The organism is Rhodothermales bacterium, assembly GCA_039944855.1.
In the GTDB taxonomy this organism is placed as follows: domain Bacteria; phylum Bacteroidota; class Rhodothermia; order Rhodothermales; family JANQRZ01; genus JBBSMX01.
The window spans coordinates 123,197-146,550 of record JBDUXZ010000002.1 but is presented as its reverse complement, the minus strand read 5'-3'; the positions used below and the strand labels follow the sequence as shown (position 1 = coordinate 146,550).

Genomic DNA, 23,354 nt, shown 5'->3' with positions numbered 1-23,354 from the left:
CGCTCCGGCCCTCCGCCGGGGTTGCCCCGATTCCCCCGCTCCCTCTCGATGCCCGGTTCTCGTTTCCTCGGCGCGTTTGCGCTCGTCGCCCTCGTCGGCGCCCTCGTCGGGTGCGACACCGCCCTCGGCCCGCAGCCGCTCGAAGGCCGTCCGCCCCTCGTCTCGGATTTCTCGTTCTCCCCGGACAGCGTCTTCTTCGATGACGTCGTGGCTTCCGGCGATAGCGCCGCCGTTGACCTCGCGCTCAGCGTGCGCGCCAGCGACCCGGACGGCGGCTCCATCGACCGCGTCGCCTACGTCGTGCGCGGGCAGTTCGAGGGGACGATTGCTGAGGGGATGCTCGCGGACGCAGGCGACGGGCAGTACGCGGCGACGGTTCCGCTTCGGCTCGGGCGCGGGCAGCGCGGGCGCTACACCGTGCTCGTCTACGCCGTGGACAGCGACGGGCTACTGAGCAACGAGGTGCGCGGCCTGTTCGAGCTGACCGGTCTCGGCCTCGGGCCGCCCGTGATCGACGCGGTGGAGGCGCCGGCGGAGTTCGACCCGCCGGGCACGCTCCAACTCATCGCCGTCGTCTCCGACCCCGATGGGCTCTCCGACATCGCCCGCGTCGAGGTCGCTTTCCCCGCCCCGTTCAACGGCGTCTTCGCCCTCGCCGACGACGGCAGCGCGGCCTCGGGCGACGCCGAGGCCGGCGACGGTCGCTACACCGTCACCTTCGGCATCGACACCGCGCCGCCCGGCCCGGTCACCGTGACGTTCCGCGCCTTCGACCGCGACGGGCTCGCGAGCGCCGACGTCCCCTTCACGATCACGATTCTCGAATGAGCCGGCGCTTTCCCCTCTTTCTCGTCCTCCTGCTCGTCGCCCCCGCCGCGTTCGCCCAAGTCGCCGACGGCTACGACGCGGAGCGGGTGCGTGACCTCGTCGCCGTCAGCGGCCCGCTCCGCAACATCGTCGACAACCTCCACGCCGAGGGCGACACGCTCTGGGCCGGGCAGCAGCTCATTTTCACCGCGGACGGAGGCCAGACGTGGGCGTTCGTGGACGACGACGTGCTCACGCCGGCGATCGCCCCGACCGCGATCGTGTTCTCGATCGACGTCGAGGACGACATCATCTGGGTCGGGCTCGGCTTCAGCGATCCGGCGATCGCGAGCCGCCCGCAGAGCGCGGCGGGCTTCGCCTACTCCGAGGACGGCGGCCAGTCGTGGCGCTACCAGTTCCCCCAGCTCGACGCGCCCGAAGACACGCTTCAGGTCTACGGCTGCAACTACTTCGCGCCCGACGCCGAGCCCGAAGACATCGTCCCGATCCTCGGCTGCGGCCCGACGGGGGGCGAGACGCTGTCGTTCCAGCTCCCGGCGCTCCCCGTCATCGTCCCGCAGCAGAGCCCGCCGTTCGACATCGACTTCGATCCGATCACGCGCGACGTGTGGGTGGCGGGCTGGGCCAGCGGCATCCGCCGGCTGGAGTGGCTGGAGGACGAGGACCGCTACGCCCGCGACTTCCAGCGCGTCGTCCTCCCGCCCGATACGCTCGACGCCATCGACCCGACGCTGCCGTACAACTTCCTCTACGCGCCCGAAATCCAGGACGCCGAGGAGGGCAACAACTTCCTCGGCTTCTCCGTGCTCGTGGACGAGACGGGGACGGTGTGGGCCGGGACCGTCGCCGGCGTCAACCGCTCGCGGCCTGAGGACGTGATCGAACTCGTCGTGTTCGACCGGACGGGCACGGTGCCGACGGACACGCTGGAAGAGCGGGCGTGGCAGCGCACCGGCTTCGACGGGACGAGCGCCGGGCTGCCCGGCAACTGGGTGATCTCGATCGAGGAGCAGCCCGTCGGTGACGAAAACTTCGCCGTGGGGACGCCGGAAAACCCGCGCAACCCGGTGTGGATGGCCGTGTGGCGCGCGCGCGAGCAGCAGGAGCAGTTCGCCCTCGTCGTGACGCGCGACGGCGGCGAGACGTTCGAGCCCGCGCTCGTCGGCGGCAACCGGTTCTACGACTTCGCCTTCTGCCCCGACGGCGCGGGCTTCTGCTCGCCGAGCACGGTCTACGCTGCCGGGGCCGACGGCCTCTTCGTCTCCGAAGACGACGGCGACACGTGGCGGAGCATCCGCGACTTCCCCGACCGCGACCGCCGGGGCCGCTTCGTCCGCCGCGACGCGAACGTCTTCGCCGTCGCCACCACGACGAGTGCGCTATGGGTCGGCACCGGCGACGGCCTGCTCAAGAGCGACGACGGCGGCGCGACGTGGACCCTCTTCCGCGCCGACGTCCCGACGAACCCCGAAACGCCGAGCGACCGCGTCCCCGACGTCGAGGCCTACGCCTACCCCAACCCGTTCTCCCCGAACGCCGACCGCTACGTCCGCATCCGCTACGACCGGACGGACCCCGCCTCGATCCGCATCTTCGACTTCGGCATGAACCTCGTCCGCACGATCCCCGACGCCGCGCCCGTCGAGCAGGTGTGGGACGGCTACGACGAGGACGGCAACCGCGTCGCGAATGGCGTCTATTTCTACGAAGTGGCCACGGGCGGCGACTCGCTCACCGGCAAGATTCTGGTTCTCGAATGATGCGTGAGACCGAACGACACCGTTCGATCCTGTCATCCCGAGCGGAGCCGAGGGATCTCTACGGAGGTGTCGGTAAAGATCCCTCGGCTTCGCTCGGGATGACACCTTTCGGAGGCTATGCCTACCCCCTCGTCCGATCTCGTGCACGGTTGTGACCCTATGAAACGCACCCTCTGGTTGGCCCTCTTCCTGCTCCTCGCGGCCGCGCCCGCCTCGGCGCAGTACGCCGGGTCGTACGCCCGCCTCGGCTTCGGCGCGCGCGGCATCGCGATGGGCGGCGGGCTCGTCGGTGACGTGTTCTCGGGCGCGAGCCCGTACTACAACCCCGCGCTCGCGCCGCGCGTCGAGCGGCAGGGGCTCGACGCCGCCGCCGGCTTCCTCTCGTTTGACCGGAGCCTCCAGTACCTCCAGTTCGCCTTCCCGCTCCCACCCCGCGCCGGGGCCGCCGTCGGCATCATCCGCTCCGGCGTCGACAACATTGACGGGCGCGACAACGCGGGCTACCACACCGACGACCTCTCGACGCAGGAGTACGCCATCTTCGCCGCCTTCGGCGCGAGGCTGAGCAGCCGCGTCTCCGGCGGCGTCGGCCTCCGCTTTTACCACGCCGACCTCTTCGAGGGCGTCGACCCCGTGGTTAGCCTCGGGCTCTCGCTCGGCCTCGCGGCGCAGGTCTCCGAGAACCTCGCCTTCGGCTTCGCCGTGAACGACCTCCTCGCCCGCTACCAGTGGGACACGTCCGACGCCTTCGGCCAGAACGGGAAGCAGACGACGGACCGCTTCCCCGTCCGCGTGCAGTTCGGCGGGGCGTACCGGCTCGCCGGCGGGCGTGGCACGATCACCGCCGAGGTCGAGTCGCAGATCGCGAACGTCGAGCGGCGGACCGAGCGCGTGAGCGAGATCGAGGGCGTCCCGACGATCTTCACCCGGAGCGAGGACTTCCGGCTCAGCGAGGCGCGGTTCCGGCTCGGCGGCGAGGTCTGGCTCGCCCAGCCCTTCGCGCTGCGTGTCGGCGTGGACCGCTTCGGGGCGAACGGGTTCGAGGGCGCGTCGCCGGCCGCCGGCTTCGCCGTGCGCCAGCCCCTCGGCGAGATCGCCGCCCGCGTCGACTACACGGCCGTGCTCGAGCCCTACGGGCAGGGCGTGATGCACCTCGTCGCCGTCCACCTCGACCTGTAGCGGGGCGGCGGGAACGGAGTTGTGAGGGAGAGCGGGAGCGGTTATACTGGAGGAGCCTACCGTCCGAACGGCTAGCCTCTTCGGGGTTATTCTGCCATGCGACCGCTCCTCTCGCTCTGCCTCGCCCTCCTCCTCGTCACACCGGGAGTCGTCCGCGCTCAGGAGGCACTGGAGGTCGAGACCGTCGTCTTCCGCGTGGACTTCCTCAGCCTCCAGCCCGAGGCCTATTACGCGTCGGCACACCCCGCTCTGGGGTCGCCGCCGCCAGACGGCTATCGAAGCGTGGTGAACCTCCACTACGACTTCGAGGAGCCCTCGGACTTCGGCTACCTGGAAGTCCACAGCGCGCTCACCGGGCAGCGGGTGGTGCACGCATCGACGGTATGGGCCGGGTCAGGCCAGTTTGAGTTTCCGGCCAACGGCTCGACCGACTTCGGAGAGCCCGGCCCGCCCGTCGCGGCCGACACGGTGGCGGCGGTGCTCTCGTTCGGATACGGCAGCGCAGCCGAGGCGCAGGCGGCGTGGGACGCCGTGGCGGGAACGGAGCCGGCCCGCGCCCTCGCGGTGGAAGGGCCGGTGGAGGTCGTCGTGTTCGAGCACTTCTACACCGAGGGGGTGGCGGACCCGTCCACGGCCGAGTGGCTCGTCGTGGCCTACACCCGGCCCGACGTGCGTGACCTCGCCGTCGTAGATGTCGCGTGGCCGGGGCCGCTCGTGACGGACGGGCACCCGTTCGAGCCGGAGGTGCGCCTGCACAACTTCGGAAGCGAGGCCGATAGCGGTCGGCTCGTGCTGGAAGTTGGTGGGAGCATTGTCTACGAGGGGCCCCTCGCGCTCGGCTCCGGTGAGACGGCGGAGGTTGTGCTCCCGCCGCTCGTGCTCGATGGGGACGCCACGCTCACCTTCCGCTTTTTCCCGGCGGATCCTCAAGCCGACGACGCTCCCGGTAACAACGCGCAGGAACGGTCGGTCGAGACCACGCCGCTTCCGGTCTTCCGTCCCGTGTCCTCTTACTTCTCCCGAGGAGACGTCCCACTCAACGGGTTCCCCCTCGACTTCGACGGCGATGGCGACGTCGACCTCGTCACGAGTCGGACCGGGCTTTGGGAGCAGCAGGACGACGGGGCCTTCGTGGAGATCACGCCGACGGACCTCACCCTCCCACCGCATCCGCGCCACGCTTTGGCTGGCGACTTCACGGGTGATAGTGTCTCTGATCTCCTGCTCGTCTACTTCGAGAATCCGCCGGTGCTCCTCCAGGGCAACGGCGGCGGTTCGTTCGCAGACATCACAACCGAAGCTGGTCTTGCCGATGTGATCGGGCAATATCGCGCGGAAGCCGCGGACTTCGACGGGGATAGAGACCTCGACCTCGTTTTTCAATCTCAGGGTCGAGAGCCCATCCTCCTCAACGACGGAAGCGGGCATTTCGTAGAGTCCATGCGGCTCAACGACGAGGCCGCCACCCAAGACGTGCGGGTCGCAGACCTCGACCGAGACGGCGACGCCGATATCGTGCTCGCGAACTCGAATGCGCCCTCGGCCGTGTTCGTCAACGACGGGGCGGCGGGGTTCACGCGTGCGTTTGGCCTGTGGGGCAGCGTGGGCGGCCGCGCCGTGCTCCCCTTCGATTACGACGGCGATGGCGACGCCGACCTGCTGTTCTCGCGGCCGGGTGCAGCCTCTTCCGTCCTCCTCCGCAACAACGGGGACCTGCGTTTCTCCTCCGTCTCCGTACCCGCTCTCGAAATCCCCTCGTTCAGCGCCGACGCCGCTGACTTCGACGGCGACGGCCGTCTCGACGTCGTGCTCAACAATTACGAAACAGTCACGCTTCTCGTTCAGGAGTCGCCCCATCGCTTCGTGGACCACACCGAGGTGCTTGTCGGGTTCGAAGAGGCTATGAGTTCTACTACGAGGGCTCACCTCGTCGATCTCGACGGGGATGGAGACGTCGACCTGTATCTCCCAACGGTGTATTTCGAGAATCAAGGGGCCCCGGGCCTCGGCACGGCGAGCGCGCCCGAGCCGGAGCGAGAGCGCGTGCACCTGGCGGTATACCCCAATCCCGCGATCGGCTTCGCCACGGCCGCGTTCCACCTCCAGCGCGAGGATCACGTCGCGCTCCGCGTCTTCGACGTGCTCGGGCGCGAGGTCGCCACGCTCTCCGATGCTCGCCGACCCGCCGGCCGAACGGAGGTGCAGCTCCCGGTCGCGTCGCTCCCGAACGGCGTCTACTTCGTCCGCCTCGAAGCGGGAGGCCGCACGGAGACGCGGCCGATCACCGTCCTCCGCTGACGGGGCTCACCGCGCGAGCGTCACGCGGCGCGTCTCGGTGAAGCCCTCGCCCGTGGCGCGGACGACGTAGAGCCCGCTCGGAAGGCTGGCCGCGTGGAACGTGAAGTGGTGCTCGGCGCCCGCCGCGAGCGGCCCGTCGTGGAGCACCGCCACGCGCCGCCCGAGCAGGTCGAACACCTCGACGCGCGCGGGGCCGGACGCTGGAACCGTCAGCGCGAACGAAGTGGAGGCCGTGAACGGGTTGGGGTACGCCGTCGTGAGGACGGGCGAGCCGGACGGAGTGGCTTCATCCTCGGCGTTGACGGTGTAGATGCGAATCGGGCGGTGAAGACCTCGCAACGGAAAGATTCGCCTAAAGCGAGGATCTGACCGGTAGGTCGCTCGGGCCTCTTCGAGCGTCGTCCCCGAGATCTGCCAATAGTAGTAGGTTATGCCTATAGATCCAATGACTACCGAGTCGGTGACGACGGCGTCGAGCGCCTTCATGACGTCTCGGACGTCGCTGAGGGTGAGACCGTCCGCGAGCACCACCTCAAGCCGACCGCCGAGGTATTGCGGAGCAGAAAACGATGTGGTAGCAGAGTAGTCGCTATTACTGAAGAAGCCTGTGACGTTCTGCTCACCTGTCACAGCCGGAAGGCCCTGCTCGCTCGGGAGGACATCCCACACAAATGTCACCGACGAGTGAGGGTCGAAATCGATCCGGGCGATGTCGTCGAGGACACAGACGTGGGGAACGATGCCGGGATCAAACCTGAGGCGTGCAGTGCAGTCGCTCCCGACGCCTGACGATTCGATCGTGACGGGCTCGTCGCTTTGGTTTGCGAGCGTGTAGCGCACCACTATTGTCTCGCCGTAGGCGTATTCAGCCCTGTCCGTCTCAATCGAAGAGACGATGCCGTCCTGTGCGAGCGCGGTGGGGGTGAGAAGGAGGGAGAGGAGTAGCAGTCTCGACATGGGGTACCTCCGCAGACCGTGAGTGGAGCCATACCTCCAAATTAAACGAGCAGGGCGTTTATCAAAACCCACAAATGCCCACCCGCCCAGCCCGCGTAGCGCGTCGACACACGGCTGTGCTCGAGCCCTACGGGCAAGGCGTGATGCACCTCGTCCCCGTCCACTCCGACCTGTAGCGGCGGCCTATCGGATTCCCGGCGCGAGCGTCACCCCGAGCACGGCGGGCGCCCGTACGCATCGCAGGTCGGTTCCGTATTATCCGATAGCGCTCAAGCCGCTGAACGGGCTGAGCATGTGCGGAGGAAGCGGTATCTCCTGCATCTACCTCTAGGCCACGCCGATGACGGACTCCAGCGCTCCCCTTCCTCCTGAGGCCTCCGGCCCCGTGGTGAGGCCGGGTTCGGCCGATGCAGATCTGCTGCTGGCTCCCGGAGGAGGCGAGGCCCAGGGCGGTGTGCCGGAGGAAGAAGTCGCCGAGATCGTGGACAGTCCAAAGCTCTTCGGCACCTTCGCCGGGGTCTTCACGCCGACGCTGCTGACGATCCTCGGCGTGATCATGTACCTCCGGCTCGGGTGGGTCGTCGGGAATGCCGGCCTGCTCGGGGGGCTGCTCATCATCGCGCTCGCGAACGGGATCACGCTCTGCACGGGCCTCTCGCTCTCCAGCATCGCCACGAACACGCGGCTCGGCGCGGGTGGGCCGTACGCCATCATCTCGAAGTCGCTCGGGTTCGAGGTCGGCGGGAGCGTGGGCGTGCCGCTCTACCTCTCGCAGGGGCTCGCCGTGGCGATGTACGTCTTCGGCTTCCGCGAGGGCTGGACGTGGGTCTTCCCCGACCACCCGGCGCTCCTCGTGGACCTCGTGATCTTCGGCGTCGTCTTCGTGATCGCCTACCTCTCGGCGAGCCTCGCCTTCAAGATCCAGTACGTGGTGATGGCCGTGATCGCGCTCTCGCTCGTCTCGATCTTCGCCGCGCCGGACTTCCTCCGGGGTGTGGGCGGCGAGGTGCAGCTCTGGGGGAGCTACCCCGGCGCGCCCGAGGACGGCTTTCAGGGCACCAACTTCTGGCTCGTCTTCGCCGTCTTCTTCCCCGCTGCGACGGGCGTGATGGCCGGGGCCAACATGTCGGGCGAGCTGAAGAACCCGCGCAAGAGCATCCCGCTCGGCACACTCTCGGCGATCGGCGTCTCGCTCGTGATCTACGTCCTGCTTATGGTGTGGACGGTGCGCGCCGCCACGCCGGAAGAACTCGTCTCGAACTACACCGTGATGATCGACAAGGCGGCGTGGGGGCCGGTCGTCCTCGCCGGGCTGCTCGGGGCCACGTTTTCTTCGGCGCTGACTTCGCTCGTCGGCGCCCCACGGATCATCCAGGCGCTCGGCAAGGACCGCCTCGTGCCGGGGGGGGCGTGGCTGGCGCGGACGAGCGGCGGCGAGCCACGCCGCGCCATGGTCGTCACCGGCGTGATCGTCCTGGCAGCCCTCCTGCTGCGCGACCTCAACGTGATCGCTCCCATGATCACGATGTTCTTCCTCATCACGTACGCCGTCATCAACGTGGTGATGCTGGCCGAGGCGAGCCTGGGGCTGATGAGCTTCCGCCCGACGTTCCAGCTCCCCCGCATCGTCCCGCTCTTCGGCGCGCTCGGCTGCGTGTTCGCCATGTTCATCGTGAACCCGACGTTCGGGCTCGTCGCCGTGGGCGTCGTCGTGGGGATCTACTTCTGGATCACGTGGCGCGGCATCGCCCCGCGCACGGGCACCGTCCGCAGCGGCATCTTCGCCGCCTTCGCCGAGTGGGCCGCCGGCAAGGTCATCGCCCTCGAGATGACGGCAAGCCGGGCGTGGAAGCCGAGCCTGCTCGTCCCCGTCCTCGACCCGGCCACGCTCCGCGGCGAGCTCCGCCTGCTCATCGACGTGTGCCGGCCCGAAGGCTCCATCAAGCTCCTCGGGGTCGCGACGACGGAGACCGTGGCCGACCTCACCCCGCGCATCGAGCGGCTCGCGCGGACGCTCCGCAAGAACGGCGTGCTCACGACGAGCTCGGTCATCGACTCGGCGGGGTTCGCGACCGGCGTGGTGACCGGCGTGCAGGCGCTGCGGAGCGCGTTCTTCGCCCCGAACGTCCTCTTCCTGAACCTCCCGCGCCACGTCGAGCGCCACGAGGAGCTCCGCACGATCGTGAAGGAGACGAGCCGGCTGGGCGTCGGCGTGATGCTGCTGGCCCTGCACGCGGAGGCCGGGCTGGGGATGAGCAAGACGGTCAACCTCTGGGTCCGCCCGCGCCTCGGCGCGCTCGCCTTCCAGGACTACCTCGACCGCTCGGACCTCAACCTCGGCATCCTGACTGCGCTCCGGCTCGCGCGGGCCTGGGAGGCCGAGCTGAACCTGCTCACCGTCGTGGACGATCAGCGGGACGTGGGGCGCGCCTACCTCCACCTCGCCGAGTTGCGCGACCTCGCCCGGATTCCGGACTCGGCGCACGCGGAGGTGATGGTGGGGACGTTCGAGGCATGCGTGGCGCGAGCGCCGCAGTCGGACATCGACGTGATGGGGCTGCGGCGGGATGGGGCGGGGCCGGACCTCGAGTTCGTCGCGGAGATGGTGCGGGCCACGCGGAGTGCCTGCCTCTTCTGCGGCTCCTCCGGTCACGAAAACGCCCTCGCCTAGCCTCGGGCGCGTGTCAGCATCTGGCGGGGAGTCAGCCGCCGAGGCCGCGGAGCGCGTCGAGGAAGGCGGCGGGGCCGTAGCCGGTGGTGCCGGTGCGGATGCGGAGGGCGCAGAAGAAGTCGATCAGCAGCATCTGCGCGGCGTGGATCGGGACGGCGATCCAGAAGCTCCGGCACCGCCACACGAGCGCGCCGAGCGCGAGCCCGCCGAGGATCGAGAGGTACGCTTCGGCCGGCGGCTTCGTCGCGTGGAGGATCGCGAACGGCACCGTCTGCACGACGATCGCGAGCGGCCCGAACGCCGGCGCCGTGCCGAAGAGGACGAACCCGCGCCACAGATACTCCCAGCCGACCCAGTAGAAGAGGAACAGCAGCTCGTAAATCACGAACACCTCCCAGCTCTGGGCCGCGCTCGGGAGGTGCGGATACTGCGCCTGAAACGCCGGGTCTGCCGAGAAATACCACGTCCCGACGGCCACGAGCGGGAGGTAGAGTCCGGCGATGAGCGACGCCAGCCGCCAGTCCCCGAGCCCGAGCCCGATCTCGGACGGCTTCCGCTTGAAGACGAGCACGAGGAGCAGCACGGGGATCACGAACCCGAGCACGCCCTGTACCCCGAACCACCACGCCCACGAGAGGAGGGGCACGTCGGCGGGGTCGAACCCGCCCGCTAGCTCCGTCCGGAAAAAGCGCCGGCTCCCGATTTGCAGTTGCAGCAGCACGAGCACCGTCGCCGCGACGAGCACGACGGTGGCCTGCCGGTCCATCGCGGCGAAGATCTGCCGGAAGGCGAGCCACTCGCGGCGAAGGCGGTCACGCATGGGGGGGGCGGGGAGCAGGTGAGCGGAGTGGCCGAAAATACGGCGGAGCGATGAGCTGTGCCCCTACGCTTCGGTCCCTACGGCCTCCGTCACCGACGCGAACCCGTCGCGCTCCAGTAGGCCGACGAGGCCCCGATTGATCCGCCCGACGAGCCCCGGCCCTTCGTACACGAGCCCCGTGTAGACCTCGACGAGTGAGGCCCCGGCGCGGATCTTCCGGTACGCCGCCTCCGCTGAGTCCACGCCGCCGACGCCGATGATCGGGACGCTGCCCTCGGTGCGACGGGAAAGGTGGCGGATGAGCGCCGTCGCCCGCTCTGCCAGCGGCACCCCGCTCAGCCCGCCCCGACCGATCTCGTCGAGCCGAGCCGTCGTCGTCGTCAGCCCGTCGCGGTCCGAGGCCGTATTCGTGGCGATGAACCCGGCGATGCTGTGGCCGAGCGCGAGGTCGACGAGGTCATCGACGGGGCCGGGATCGAAGGCGGCGGCGGGTGGCGGCGAGAGCTTGACGAGGACGGGGACGGTGAGCCCGAGGTCGGCGCGCAGCGACATCACGGCGGCGAGCAGGCCGTCGAACGCATCGGGCGACTCGAAAGTCTTGCCCTCGGCCGTGTTCGGGCACGAGACGTTGAGGGCGACGTAGTCGGCGAGGGGCGCGAGGCGGCGGAAGCTTTGGAGGAAGTCGTCGGTCGCCGCGTCGCCGAGAATGGCCGGGTCGTGGGTCTTGGCGAGGTTGATGCCGAGCGGGAGCGTTCGCTCCGCCGTTCGCAGCCGCTCCGCGACGGCATCCGCGCCGACGTTGTTCAGCCCCATCCGGTTGACGAGCGCGCGGTCGTCGGGCAGCCGGAACGCGCGCGGCCTCGGGTTGCCCGCGCTCGGGTTCGCCGTCACCGAGCCGACCTCGGCGAACCCGAAGCCGAGCATTCGCCAGAACCGCACGAACTCGGCGTTCTTGTCGAAGCCCGCCGCGAGCCCGACCGGGTTAGCGAAGTCGAGTCCCCAGAGCCGCTGGTGGAGCGCGTCGTGCTCGAACTGGAAGAGCGGCCGCAGCAGGCCCGGCACCGTTTGCGCGAGCCGCGCCGTCCGCAGCGCCGCGTGGTGCGCGGTCTCGGCGTCGAGGCGGAAGAGGAGGGGGCGGAGGAGGGGATACACGAGCTACGAATGACGAATGACGAGCGACGAGGATAGGCCGAAGCTACCACTCGTCGCTCGTCGCTCGAAACTCGCTGCTCGACTCACCAACCCGGCGAGAGGTTCACGCCGAAGACGCCGCTACGGTCGTCGCGCGAGAACGGGAAAGCGTAGTAGAACTCGAGGATGAGCGCGCCGAGGATGTTCACGCGCGCGGCGGTGCCGACGCTGTAAATCGGTTTCGCCTCATCGAAAGGCCGGCCGAGGATTTCGCGCTCGCCCGTCAACTGATTGATGCTCAAGGTTCGGCCTGTTTCGCCCCACGCCACGCCGGCGTCGGCGAAGAGGGTGAGCTCCGTCGGGAAGTAGGGGAAGTCGATGAGTCCGAACTCGCTCGTTCCGAGAAACGGGAGGCGGACCTCGGCGCTCGCCACACCGATGCGACTGCCAGAGAGCTGGCCCTCGATCGCGCGGAACTCCGTCTGGGTCTCGAACGAGCCGGCGCGGTAGCCGCGCACGAGCGTGCCGTAGCCGAGGTAGAGCGGGAAGAGGTCACCGCTCTCGGCGTCGGGGCCGTAGCGACCGTAGTGGAGGACGCGCGCGGCGAGCGTCACGGGCTTGGCGAAGAGGTAGCGGCGGTAGTCGGCCGTGGCGGTGACGTAGTTCAGCGAGCCCGCCGTCCCGTCGACGCCGAAGCGGTAGCGCCCGCCGCGCACGGGCGACGTGAACCCGAAGAACGAGTAGTCACCGACGAAGGCGCCGCCGACTTCTGCGAGGTGGAGGGCGTCGCCGCGGTAGCCGAACTCCTCGGGGTCGATGCCGCGCCGGTCCCCCCGAACCGAGTTGCCGTCGACGACGACGGCGTCGTACTCGAATCCGTACCCGATGCGGCGATAGCCGAGGCTACCCTCGAACCGCCGCGTCTGCGAAAGCGGATACGCCGCGATGCCAGCAACCTGCGAGAGGTAGATCCGCTGGTAGACCCGTGTGATGGGGAACTGGCACTGCGGGCTGGCCCCGGGATCGAGCTGTCGGTCGTTGTTCGCGTCGCACTCGCCCTCCTCGCCGGGGCCTGGGATGTCGGGATTATTGGCGATGCCGACCTGAAGGAACGGGATGTGGGAGACGGTCCCGCCCCAGTTGAGCCGCTGGCGCTGGTTGAGGTATAACACCTGCCCGCCGATGTCCTTGAACGAGCCGTTCGCCTGCACCGTCACGCCGAGGATGTTGTTGCCGAGGACGTCGGAGAAGCGCATCGCCACGCCGCCGCCCACGCCGAAGCCGTAGTACGGGTCGTAGCCCGCGCCGATGGAGGGCTGGCTCACGAAGTCGAGCCCGAGGCGGGCCGAGTACGGCTCGTCGGGGAACGCCCGCGTGTCGGGGAGCCCGGTGTCCTTGTCGGCGAGGTACTCCTCGACGACGCTGCGGCCGAGCGCATCGACGGGCGGGAGGATACCGGCCTCGGCCACGCCGTCCTCCTGGATCGTCTCCGGCGGCACGTCGGCGTTGACGGAGGTGCCCTGCGCCTCGTCCTGCGAGAGGGCGTAGATGTTGTAGTTCTGCGCCTCGAAGACAGAGTACATCAGGAGGCCGGTCTGCGCCGCGACCGAGAGGGCCGGCGCGAGGGACGTGATGCCGCTGACGCCCGTCGCGATGTTCGTCACCTGGAAGACCTCGCCCGTCCCCAGATCGGTGCGGTAGATGTTCGAGAACCCGCCGCGGTCGGCGAGGAAGTAGAGGCTCTCGCCGTCGGGGCTGTACTGCGGGTTGATGTGCTTGGCCCGCTCGAAAAGCGAGAGCAGGCGGATCTCGCTCGTCTCGAGGTCGAAGAGGGCGAGGCGGGGCTGCGCCGTCGTGAGCCGCTCGAACGAGGTGCCGGGGCCGCGGTCGGAGGCGAAGGCGAGCGTCTTCCCGTCGGGGCTCCACGCAGGCTGGAGGTCCATCTCGCGGTCGTTCGTGAGCTGGCGCGCCGTGCCGTTCGTGACGTCGACGAGGTAGAGGTCGGAGATGCCACCGTTGATCCCGGCGAAGGCGATCTGACGCCCGTCCGGGCTCCACGCCGGGTCCTTCAGCGCGCCGATGTCGCCGACGCGGATGCGCCGCTCGATCTCGCGCGTGCCCACGTCGAGGATGGCGATCTCGTTGTCGCCCTCGACGTAGACGACGAAGGCGAACTTCTCGCCGTCGGGGCTCCACGTCCCGGCCGAGTTGATGAAGCGGAGGGCGTCGAGGTGGCGGTCGCTGTTGACGTCGCCGAGCTTCTTGAGCACCTCGCCCGTCTGGGCGTCGGCGAGGAAGAGGTCGATCCCGAAGAGGTCGCGCTCGGAGAGGAACGCGACGTAGCGGCCGTCGGGGCTGACGGCGGGGGCGATGTTCACGTCGCCGCCGTCGAGCTCGCGGGCGAGGACGCGGCGGCCTTCCAGCGACGGCAGGTTGAGGCTGTCGGCGAGGAGAATCGCGTCGTCGGCTTTCTGCTCCGCGAGGTACGGCGGTGAGGTCATCCCGGCCATCAGCGGGGCGTAGGTGTCGGCCACCTGCCGGCCCCACCGCGCGCTGAGCGAGTCCGGCGTGAGCCCCGTCACCGCCACGATCGCCGAGTCGAGCGGCATCGAGAGCGAGGTCTTGAAGAGGTTTACGGCGCCCTCGTCGCCATACGTTCCGCCGACCCACGCCCAGAACGCCTGGCCGTAGCGGTAGGGGAAGTAGCGCGGGTCGCGCGTGAGCTGGTCGAGCGTGGGGAAGTCGCTGCGGAGGACGGCATCGCGGAGCCACATCGCCGTGTGCGCGTCCTCGCGTCCGACGGAGAGGTATTCGGCGAAGCCCTCGACGATCCACAGCGGGAGGCGGACGAAGTTGGCGAACGTGCCGCCGCGCGTCGAGAGGTCGTACTGGAACTGGTGGACGAGCTCGTGGCCGAGGACGTGGTCGGTGTCCTCGTAGGAGCCCGTGAGCGGCATCACGATCCGCTGCTTGAACCCCTCCGTCACGCCGCCCGTGCCCTGCCCGATCTGCCCGCCGATCACGTTCGTCTGCTGGAAGTCGGCGTCATCGGCGTAGAGGATGATCGCCTTCCGCTCGTCGAACTCGTGGTCGAGGATCGTCGAGAGCCGTTCGTACCAGCGCTCGGCCATGCGCGCGGCGTCGCGGACGCCCTGCTCCTCCTCGGGATAGTAGTAGATGTCGAAGTGCTCGGTCTTGAGCACGCGGAAGTCGAAGTCGTCGTACTGCACCTTGTTGCGCCCGAAGTACTGCGCCTGCGCGGCGGGCGTGAGGGCGAAGAGGACGGCGCCGACGAGGAGGGCCGGGAGGAGGCGGAGGGCGAAGCGGAGGGCGAGTGTCATGCGTACGCAGCGGTCAGCGCGGCCGGCTCGGGGCGAGCGCGGCCGCGTGGAAGGAGTGTACCGAAGAGCCGACCGGGGCCGGTCGGTGGTAACAAAAGGGATCGAGAAGCGCCCTCCGAGGCGGGGTGGAAATCCAGATGCGGAGCCGCGAGGCGGACCGCGCCGGATTACGGTGTACCCAATATCCCCGCGCTGGTTCTTTCGGCCGTTCCCAAATCGCGCCGCCGGTTCGGAGGGCCGAGTGGACGGTCGGGAGCGGACGGGGAACGGCGGGTGGACAGGGGGGCGGAGGGGGAACGGGAGAGGGGCAGCGAGGCGTATCGATGATCGAGTCAAATATGTGTAACGCAGAATCCGTGCGGCGCGGTCCGCGTGTAAACGCCGCTACTAAAACGCAGGACGGGCGCGTTATGCCCTCGCACCGTCCGCCCGACTGATCCGAGTTCGCAATGAAGCTAGAAAACACACAGCCCCAGGAGCGCAGCGGCCTCCGCCTCACGATCTTCGTCGGGGCCATCCTCTTCGTCATCGGCCTGCTCACGGTCCGCCTCGTGCAGATGCAGCTCCTCGACCGGGCGCAGTACAGCGACGAGGCGATCGCCAACTCCGTCGAGCAGAAGGTCGTCGGCCCGGCGCGCGGGCTGATCTACGACCGCCACGGCACGCTCCTCGTCGACAACCAGCCGACGTATACCGTCACGCTCACGCCGCGCTACTTCGAGCGCGAGAAGCTCGGCCTCCTCGCCGGACTCCTCGGCGTGCCCGACTCCCTCGCCGAGGCGAAGTACCGCGAGATCGTGGCGTACTCGCCCTACAAGACTTCGATCCTCTTCAAGGAGGTGCCGTTCGACGCGTTCGCCCGTCTGAAGGAGGAGAGCTGGCAGCTCCCCGGTGTCGGGTTCGAGATCGGTCAGAAGCGGCGGTTCCACACCGAGGCCGACGCCTCCCACGCCCTCGGCTACGTCCGCGAGATCACCGAGGGCCAGCTCGACCAGATGGCGCAGCAGGGCTACAAGCTCGGAGACGTGATCGGGCAGGCCGGCGTCGAGAAGGAGTACGAGACCGTCCTGCGCGGGCGGCCTGGCCGCGACTTCGTGATGGTGAACGTGCACGGGATGGAGGTCGCTCCGTACCAGCAGGGCACCGAGGACATCGACCCGCAGAGCGGCTACGAGCTCCACCTCACGCTCGACGCGAACGTGCAGGCCCTCGCCGAGAGCCTGATGGTGAACATGCGCGGCGGCGCCGTCGCCCTCGACGTCAACACCGGCGGCATCATCGCGATGGTGAGCGCCCCGGACTACGACCCGACGAAGTTCGCCGGCAAGCTCGACCAGGAGTTCGTCGACTACATCTACCGCAACCAGGCCAAGCCGCTCTTCAACCGCGCGACCCAGATGTACCAGCCGCCGGGCTCGACGTGGAAGCCGTTCATGGCGGCGATCGCACTCGAAGAGGGGATGATCACGGAGGAGACGAACCTGTACTGCGGCGGCGGCTACGTCCTCGGCGGGCGCCTCTTCAAATGCCACGGCGGCTCCCACGGCAACATCTCCGTCAAGCGCGCCATCCAGGTCTCGTGCAACACGTTCTTCTTCCGCCTGATGAACGACCGCATCAACGGCAAGCGGATGGACCTCACGACGTGGAGCAACTGGGGGCACCGCTTCGGCTTCGGCACGCTCGCCCCGCTCGACTTCCCGGACCAGAGCCCCGGCCTCATCCCGGACTCGTCGTACTTCGACCGCGTCTTCCCCGCTGGCTGGGGACCGGGCTACACCATCAACCTCGGCATCGGCCAGGGCAACATGGGTGCGACGCCGCTCCAACTCGCCCGTCACACCGCCGCCATTGCCACGAACGGCAAGCTCGCCACGCCCCACCTCGTCGACTACCAGGTGAACACCGACACGGGCGAGATCGTCAAGCCGAACCACCGCGTCCGCCAGATCCCGATATCGGAGCAGAACTTCGAGATCGTGAGGCGTGGGATGGAACTCGTGGTCGAGGCCGGGACGGCGCGGCGTGCGCAGATCGAGGGCATTTCGGTTGCCGGTAAGACGGGCACGGCTGAGAACCCGCAGGGCAAGGACCACTCGGTGTTCATCGCCTACGCCCCGGCCGACAACCCGCAGATCGCCGTCGGCGTGATCATCGAGAACGCCGGGTACGGCTCGACGGCCGCGGCTCCAATCGCGAGCCTGATGATCGAGCAGTACCTCACGGGCGAGATCAAGCGGCCCGAGCTGATCACGTTCACCCAGGCTCAGCGCTCCGCTCCGATCGAGACCGATGGAAATTGAGGGGTAGGGGCTTGATGCATCAAGCCCCTACACCACATCCAACCGCACCTCCAACCGCTTCCGCATGAACCGCGCGTGGTATAAACACATCGACTGGACGGTCCTGCTGGCCTGGGCCGCGCTCGTCTGCATCGGCCTCACGGCGATCTACAGCTCCACCCACGGCCCAGCGGCGGAGTTTCTGCTGGAGTCGGTGCAGCGCAACTTCGACCGGCAGCTGATGTTTTTCGGCGTTTCGGCCGCCGCCCTCGTCGCGATCCTCCTCATCCCGGCACGCGTGATCGAGAAGAGCACGTACCTCGTCTACGTCGCCGTCCTCGGCCTGCTCGTGGCGACGCTCCTGTTCGGGCGTGAGGTGAACGGGGCGAAGGCGTGGCTCTACATCGGCTCCTTCGGACTCCAGGTTGGGGAGGTCGCCAAGGTGGGCACGTTGCTGGCCGTGGCGAAGTTTATGGCTTCGCCCGAGGCTCGCTCCGGCCGGCTCCGCTATGCGCTCGTCGCTGTCGCCATCCTCCTCATCCCGGCCGCCATCATCGTGCTACAGAACGACACGGGGACGGCGCTCGTCTTCGTCGCGGCGATCCCCGTCGTGCTGTTCTGGGGCGGCGTCCCGCTCCCGCTGATGGCGCTCCTCGTCTCGCCCGTCGTGGCGGGTTACCTCGCCGTCGTCCAGAACCCGGACTTCCCGACGTACGCCCTCATCTTCGCACTCCTCTTTACGGCCGCCATGCTCGTGGCGACGCGCGACAAGTGGCTGACGTCGTCGGCGTTCGCGTTCAGCGCAGGCGCGGCGATTGCCGCGTGGATCGGGCTATCGAAGGTGCTCCAGCCGCACCAGATCGACCGTATCGTGGCGTTCACGAACCCCGAGGCATTCCGGCTCACGACGGGCTTCCACGTGATCCAGTCGAAGGCGGCCGTGGGCTCGGGCGGGCTCTTCGGGAAGGGGTTCATGCAGGGGACGCAGACCCAGCTCGCGTTCATCCCCGAGCAGTCTACCGACTTCGTGTTCACGATCATCGGCGAGGAGTGGGGCTTCATCGGGGCCGCTGTCCTCCTGGTGATCTTCGGCTACCTCCTGATCCGGCTCTCCAGCCTCGGGAGCTGGGCGGCGCACCCGTTCCCGAAGGTGTTCGCCGCCGGGACCGCCGGCATCTTCCTGACCCACCTCCTCATCAACATGGGCATGACGATCGGGCTGATGCCGGTGATCGGGATCCCGCTCCCCCTCGTCTCCTACGGCGGCTCGGCGCTCTTGGCGAACACGGCGCTCATCGCGATCGCCGTGAACCTCTACGCCCGCCGCGACGAGTTCTCGATCTACAGAGCGTGAGGATCCTGTTGTGTGGGCGTGTGGACGTTCGTGCCTCCAAACCTCCACACGTCGCTAGTCCCGCTCGTACACCGTCCGTCGCCCGCGCGGGTCGGTGACGACGATCCGCCCGTCGTTGCGGACGTCGATCGTGGCCCGGCCGGGGAGGTCGTCGAAGGCGAGCTCGTTGCCTTCGACGCGCCCGTCGAAGCTCTGGCGGCCGGCGTCGGTGCGGCGGTCTTCGCCGGAGAGCGTGGCCCGGCCACGCGGGTTGATGACGAGCGTTTCGGTGAGCATCCCGCTGCGGAGGTCGTTGTCCACGTCGGGCTCGTCGAGGGCGCCGACGGCGTTCCACACGCCGAGGATCGAGACGCCGTCGACGATCACGTCGCGCTCGACGATCTCCTCGCGCTCCATCGGGTCGCCGCCGGGCGTTCCGGTGGGGGAGGTGGCGGCACAACCGGCGAAGGGGACGGCGAGGAGCAGGGCGAGCGGCAGGGAGCGCATGGCGGTACGAGGTGGGTGGACCGTGAAACGGCGGGGACGACGGCGCCGGTTCCGACAGGTTGGGGGGGGCGGGGTCCGAGCGCGGCAGGGCAGAAAAATTCTCCTTTATGGTTACAGGTTAGGAGATTGCAGGGTCTAAGTTTTCCACCCTGTTGTAGTTCGCGTGCGAAATAGTTAGGTTCGCTCTGTATTTACACACATAAGCGCCGTGTCGTCATTCGCTAGCAATTCCTCTCAACGGTACAAGGGATTCGACGTCCGGGTCGTATCCCGCGACATCATCCATTTCGGGTACGAGATCGGAGGGCGGGGCGGCACCGTCATCCGCTCGCCCGACGGCTTCCGCACGGAGCGGGCCGCGTTCGAGGCTGCGCGCGCCTTCGTGGACGAGGTGGACCGGCGGATCGGCCTCGGCCCGCTCGATCCTCAGCGCGCGTAACCACCGGGCGGAAACCCGGTCGATCGCCGACCGGGGCTGAGGGCGCAAATTCATCGAATCATGCGCCGCGACGGTGCGCCGGGGCCGAACCGCTCGGTCGGGGATGCCTATCATACGAGCCCCCCAACGCCCGAGTCTCGTATGAAAGCCTATCTCGCCCGGCAGCTCCGCCTCGCCCTCGCCCAGATCACGGACGGTTCCGACGACGGCTTCGACCCGGCCACGTTCGACGTCGAGTTCCAGACGCCGGCGCGGCCCGAGCACGGCGACCTCGCCACGAACGCGGCGCTCCAGCTCGCGCGCCCGCTGAAGCAGAACCCCCGGAAGGTCGCCGAGGCGCTCGTGGACGTGCTCGACGTGGACCCCGACCGGATCGCGGGCGTGGAGATCGCGGGGCCCGGCTTTATCAATTTCCGCTTCGCCGACGCCTACCTCGCGCGCGGCGTCGCCGACGTGCTGGCGCAGGGCGCGGACTACGGGCGGACCGACGAGGGCGCCGGCCGGACGGCGATCGTCGAGTACGTCTCGGCGAACCCGACGGGGCCGCTGACGGTGGGGCACGGCCGCAACGCCGTGCTCGGCGACACCGTCGCGAACCTGCTCGATTGGACGGGCTACGCCGTCACGCGCGAGTACTACTTCAACGACGCCGGCCGGCAGATGCGGATTCTCGGCGAGAGCGTCCGCGCCCGCTACGAGCACCTCGTCCGCCCCGACATGCCGACGAAGACGCTCGGCACCGGCGACGACGCGGTGACCGTGCCCGAGACGTTCCCCGACGACGGCTACCTCGGCGGTTACATCACCGACATCGCGCGCGGCCTCTACGACGAGCGCGGCGATGCCCTCACGGACGCCGTCCGCTCCGACGACACCGGCCCGTTCCAGCAGGCCGCGCAGGAGGCCATCTTCGCCGACATCGAAGCGTCGATGCAGCGGCTCGGCATCGAGATGGACACGTACTTCAACGAGCGTTCGCTCTACGACTCCGACGCCGTGTGGCGCGTCGTGGACGGACTGCGCGAGCAGGACCTCGCCTACGACAAAGACGGTGCCGTGTGGTTCAGGACCGGCCGGCTCGGCAAGACCGTCACGACGAAGGAGAGCGGGGAGGAAGAGGAGAAGGACGAGGTGCTCGTCAAGTCCTCCGGCGAGCCGACGTACCGCCTGCCCGACATCGCCTACCACCTCGACAAGCTGAATCGCGGCTTCGACCGGATCGTCGACGTCTTCGGCGCCGACCACATCGCGACGTACCCCGACGTGGTGCGCGGCGTCGAAGCGCTCGGCGGCGACGCGTCGAAGATCGACGTGCTGATCTACCAGTTCGTGACGCTCGTGCGCGGCGGCGAGCCGGTGAAGATGAGCACGCGCAAGGCCAACTTCGTCACGCTCGACGACCTCGTGGACGAGGTCGGCCCGGACGTGGTGCGGTTCTTCTTCCTCATGCTCAGCCCCGGCACGCACCTCAACTTCGATCTCGACCTCGCGAAGGAGGCGGGCGAGAAGAACCCGGTCTTTTACCTCCAGTACGCTCACGCCCGTATCTGCTCGATTGAGCGGAAGGCGGAGGAGGTCGGCGTCGAGGTGACGGACAGCCCGGAGTGGGAGCTGCTGAGTCACGAGAGCGAGACGGCGCTGATGAAAGAGCTGCTCCGCCTGCCCGAGCAGATCGCGTCGGCGGCGGAGGCGATGGAGCCGCACCGGCTGGCGACCTACCTCCGCGACGTGGCGACGGCGTTCAACCAGTTCTACCGCGACTGCCACATCGTCGGCGAGGAGCCGGCGCTCGCGGCGGCGCGGCTCGCCCTCGCCCGCGCCACGCGGACCGTCCTCGGCAACGGCCTCGCGGCGCTCGGGATCTCCGCGCCGGAACAGATGTAGGGGCGGACCCGCGTGTCCGCCCTTTTTGCAGCCCGAATGCGGGCACACACGCGGGTGTGCCCTACGCCACGACCTATGACGATTGTGTACCAGGGCGAGCCCGGCGCGTACAGCGAAGCCGCCGCGCTCGCCGACTTCCCCGACGCGCGCCTCTCCGGCTTGCCGACGTTCCGGCGCGTGTTCGACGCGGTGGCATCGGGCGAGGCCGCGCGCGGCGTGGTGCCGGTCGAGAACAGCATCGGCGGGAGCATCGTGGCGGTGCTGGACGGGCTGCTGGAGGTCGGTGGCCTTCGGATTGTGGGGGAGCGCTGGGACCGGATCGCGCACGCCCTCCTCGCAGTGGAGGGGACGGCGCTGGAGGACGTCCGTGAGGTGCGTTCGCACCCGCAGGCGCTGCGGCAGTGCGCGGCCTCGCTCCGCAACCGGTTGCCGCAGGCCGAACTCGTGGAGGCGTTCGACACGGCGGGCGCGGCGCGACAGATCGCCCAAGACAAGCTCGCGGGCGTCGCCGCGATTGCGAGCGCGCGGGCGGCCGAGCTGTACGGGCTGCACGTGCTCGCCGAGCACGTCGAGAGCGAGCGGTCGAACGTGACGCGCTTCCTCGTCATCGCACGGGACAACGTGGAGCCCGAGCGCGGCGGGGCGATGAAGACGATGCTCGCGCTCACGCCGGGCCTCGCCGTGCCGAACGCGCTCTTCCGCAGTCTCACCGCATTCGTCGGGCGGCGGCTCCGGGTGTGGAAGGTGGAACCGCGCCCGCGCCCCGACACGCCGGGCGCGTACCGCTACCTCGTCGATGTCGAGGGCGACGCCGAGGCTGAGCCGCTGAAGTCCGCGCTCGCCGACCTCCCCGCGCTCAACGACGCCGTGCGGGTGCTCGGCTCGTACCCGGCGGGGGAGATCCCCGGCTGACCCGCTCTTTGGGGTGGCCGGCGGCGTAAGGGCAACGCGAGACGCAACATGTTGCGTCTCTACGGCGCGCGCTTCGCTATTTTGCTGTACATCTTCCACAGTCCACCGAACCGCCGCCCCCGTGCCTATTAGCTACACCGTCCGCGAAGGGCTCGCCGGCTTCCGGCGGGCGAAGTTCGCCGCGTTCACGGCCACGAGCGCCCTCACCGTCGCGCTCGTGCTCATCGCCGTCTTCGGACTGCTCGCGTGGCAGGGATCGCAGGTCACGCGCTGGCTCAAGCAGCGCATCGGCGAGGTGCAGGTCTTCGTCGCGAACGCGGCCGACGCACAGGCGACGAACGCGCTCCGTCTCCGGCTCGAAGCCACCGTCGGCGTGGACGAGGTCGTGTTCATCTCGCGCGAAGAGGCCGCCGCCGAGTTCCGCCGCGAGTTCGGCGACGAGGCCGGCGCCCTCCCCGACGCCGACTTCCTCCCGGCCTCGTTCCGCATCCAACTCGACCCCGACTACGCGAACGCCGACAGCCTCGACGCCATCGCCGCGACGTTCGCCGGGCTCAACCGCGTCGACGAGGTGATCTACAACCAGCCGCTGCTCGCCAAAGTCCAGCGCAACCTCCGCGTGTTCACGCCGATCGCGCTCGGGCTCGGCTTCGTCGTCGTCGCCGCCGCGCTCTTCCTCGTCGGCAACACGGTGCGGCTGACGATCTACGCCCGCCGCATGCTCATCCGCACGATGAAGCTCGTCGGGGCGACGGACTCGTTCATCCGGCGTCCGTTCCTCGTCGAAGGCTTGGCGCAGGGCGTCGTGGCGGGGCTCATCGCGGGCGCCCTCGTGTGGCCGCTCTACGGGCTGCTGCTCCGCGCGGTGCCGCAGGCGCAGGGGTGGCCGGGCGGCACGCCGCTCGTCGTCCTGTCGCTCGTCTTCGTCGTCGGGGCCGCGCTCGGGTGGCTCGGGTCGTGGCTCGCGGTGCGCCGGTTTATCAAACACGTCCAGCTTTCGTGATTCCTCCTC

16 protein-coding genes are annotated in these 23,354 nt (G+C 68.9%); 11 read left to right on the top strand and 5 right to left on the bottom strand.

The window, feature by feature from the left end:
* Positions 1-48 precede the first annotated feature (48 nt).
* The 4 genes from ABJF88_00935 to ABJF88_00920 all read left to right on the top strand — a co-directional run bounded on the left by ABJF88_00935 (position 49) and on the right by ABJF88_00920 (position 6,065).
* Positions 49-828 carry a hypothetical protein gene (locus tag ABJF88_00935; protein ID MEP0545475.1) on the top strand — a complete coding sequence of 260 codons (780 nt, stop codon included), beginning with the start codon at positions 49-51 and terminating at the stop codon, positions 826-828.
* Positions 825-2,588 (top strand): hypothetical protein, encoded by a 1,764-nt coding sequence (locus tag ABJF88_00930; GenBank protein MEP0545474.1) that lies wholly within the window; start codon positions 825-827, stop codon positions 2,586-2,588. Before ABJF88_00935 ends, ABJF88_00930 begins: the two co-directional genes overlap by 4 nt.
* Positions 2,589-2,747: 159 nt before the next feature.
* Complete coding sequence (locus ABJF88_00925; protein MEP0545473.1) at positions 2,748-3,767, top strand: hypothetical protein; 1,020 nt, start codon at positions 2,748-2,750, stop codon at positions 3,765-3,767.
* A 96-nt stretch (positions 3,768-3,863) separates the two neighbouring features.
* Positions 3,864-6,065 (top strand): T9SS type A sorting domain-containing protein, encoded by a 2,202-nt coding sequence (locus tag ABJF88_00920; protein ID MEP0545472.1) that lies wholly within the window; start codon positions 3,864-3,866, stop codon positions 6,063-6,065.
* 6 nt (positions 6,066-6,071) lie between these two features.
* On the opposite strand, the gene ABJF88_00915 is transcribed toward ABJF88_00920, so the two are convergent.
* Positions 6,072-7,022, bottom strand: coding sequence for a T9SS type A sorting domain-containing protein (locus ABJF88_00915; protein ID MEP0545471.1), 951 nt, complete (start codon positions 7,020-7,022; stop codon positions 6,072-6,074).
* A 388-nt stretch (positions 7,023-7,410) separates the two neighbouring features.
* On the opposite strand from ABJF88_00915, the gene ABJF88_00910 reads away from it, so the two are divergent.
* Complete coding sequence (locus ABJF88_00910) at positions 7,411-9,693, top strand: sodium transporter (GenBank protein MEP0545470.1); 2,283 nt, start codon at positions 7,411-7,413, stop codon at positions 9,691-9,693.
* Between the two features lie 31 nt (positions 9,694-9,724).
* Here ABJF88_00910 and ABJF88_00905 read toward each other — a convergent pair whose 3' ends face one another.
* The 3 genes from ABJF88_00905 to ABJF88_00895 form a co-directional block, all read right to left on the bottom strand.
* Positions 9,725-10,513 carry a CPBP family intramembrane glutamic endopeptidase gene (locus ABJF88_00905; GenBank protein MEP0545469.1) on the bottom strand — a complete coding sequence of 263 codons (789 nt, stop codon included), beginning with the start codon at positions 10,511-10,513 and terminating at the stop codon, positions 9,725-9,727.
* Positions 10,514-10,576: 63 nt separating this feature from the next.
* Positions 10,577-11,665, bottom strand: coding sequence for a quinone-dependent dihydroorotate dehydrogenase (locus ABJF88_00900; protein ID MEP0545468.1), 1,089 nt, complete (start codon positions 11,663-11,665; stop codon positions 10,577-10,579).
* Between the two features lie 83 nt (positions 11,666-11,748).
* Entirely contained in the window at positions 11,749-14,985 is a 3,237-nt protein-coding gene (locus tag ABJF88_00895) for a peptidase S9 (GenBank protein ID MEP0545467.1), read from the bottom strand.
* Between the two features lie 449 nt (positions 14,986-15,434).
* Here ABJF88_00895 and mrdA point away from each other — a divergent pair, with 449 nt between their 5' ends.
* Both mrdA and ABJF88_00885 read left to right on the top strand, forming a co-directional pair.
* Positions 15,435-17,288, top strand: coding sequence for a penicillin-binding protein 2 (gene mrdA, locus ABJF88_00890; protein ID MEP0545466.1), 1,854 nt, complete (start codon positions 15,435-15,437; stop codon positions 17,286-17,288).
* 64 nt (positions 17,289-17,352) lie between these two features.
* Positions 17,353-18,621: an FtsW/RodA/SpoVE family cell cycle protein gene (locus tag ABJF88_00885; GenBank protein ID MEP0545465.1), complete on the top strand. Its 1,269-nt coding sequence runs from the start codon at positions 17,353-17,355 to the stop codon at positions 18,619-18,621.
* A 54-nt stretch (positions 18,622-18,675) separates the two neighbouring features.
* Here ABJF88_00885 and ABJF88_00880 read toward each other — a convergent pair whose 3' ends face one another.
* Positions 18,676-19,107 (bottom strand): hypothetical protein, encoded by a 432-nt coding sequence (locus ABJF88_00880; GenBank protein ID MEP0545464.1) that lies wholly within the window; start codon positions 19,105-19,107, stop codon positions 18,676-18,678.
* 208 nt (positions 19,108-19,315) lie between these two features.
* Between ABJF88_00880 and ABJF88_00875 the strand changes: the two genes are divergently transcribed.
* The 4 genes from ABJF88_00875 to ABJF88_00860 all read left to right on the top strand — a co-directional run bounded on the left by ABJF88_00875 (position 19,316) and on the right by ABJF88_00860 (position 23,345).
* On the top strand, positions 19,316-19,546 hold the full coding sequence (locus ABJF88_00875; GenBank protein ID MEP0545463.1) for a hypothetical protein: 231 nt from the start codon (positions 19,316-19,318) through the stop codon (positions 19,544-19,546).
* Between the two features lie 141 nt (positions 19,547-19,687).
* Entirely contained in the window at positions 19,688-21,430 is a 1,743-nt protein-coding gene (argS, locus tag ABJF88_00870; GenBank protein ID MEP0545462.1) for an arginine--tRNA ligase, read from the top strand.
* Positions 21,431-21,505: 75 nt separating this feature from the next.
* Positions 21,506-22,342 (top strand): prephenate dehydratase domain-containing protein, encoded by an 837-nt coding sequence (locus tag ABJF88_00865; protein ID MEP0545461.1) that lies wholly within the window; start codon positions 21,506-21,508, stop codon positions 22,340-22,342.
* Positions 22,343-22,463: 121 nt separating this feature from the next.
* Positions 22,464-23,345, top strand: coding sequence for an ABC transporter permease (locus ABJF88_00860; GenBank protein ID MEP0545460.1), 882 nt, complete (start codon positions 22,464-22,466; stop codon positions 23,343-23,345).
* Positions 23,346-23,354: the final 9 nt, after the last annotated feature.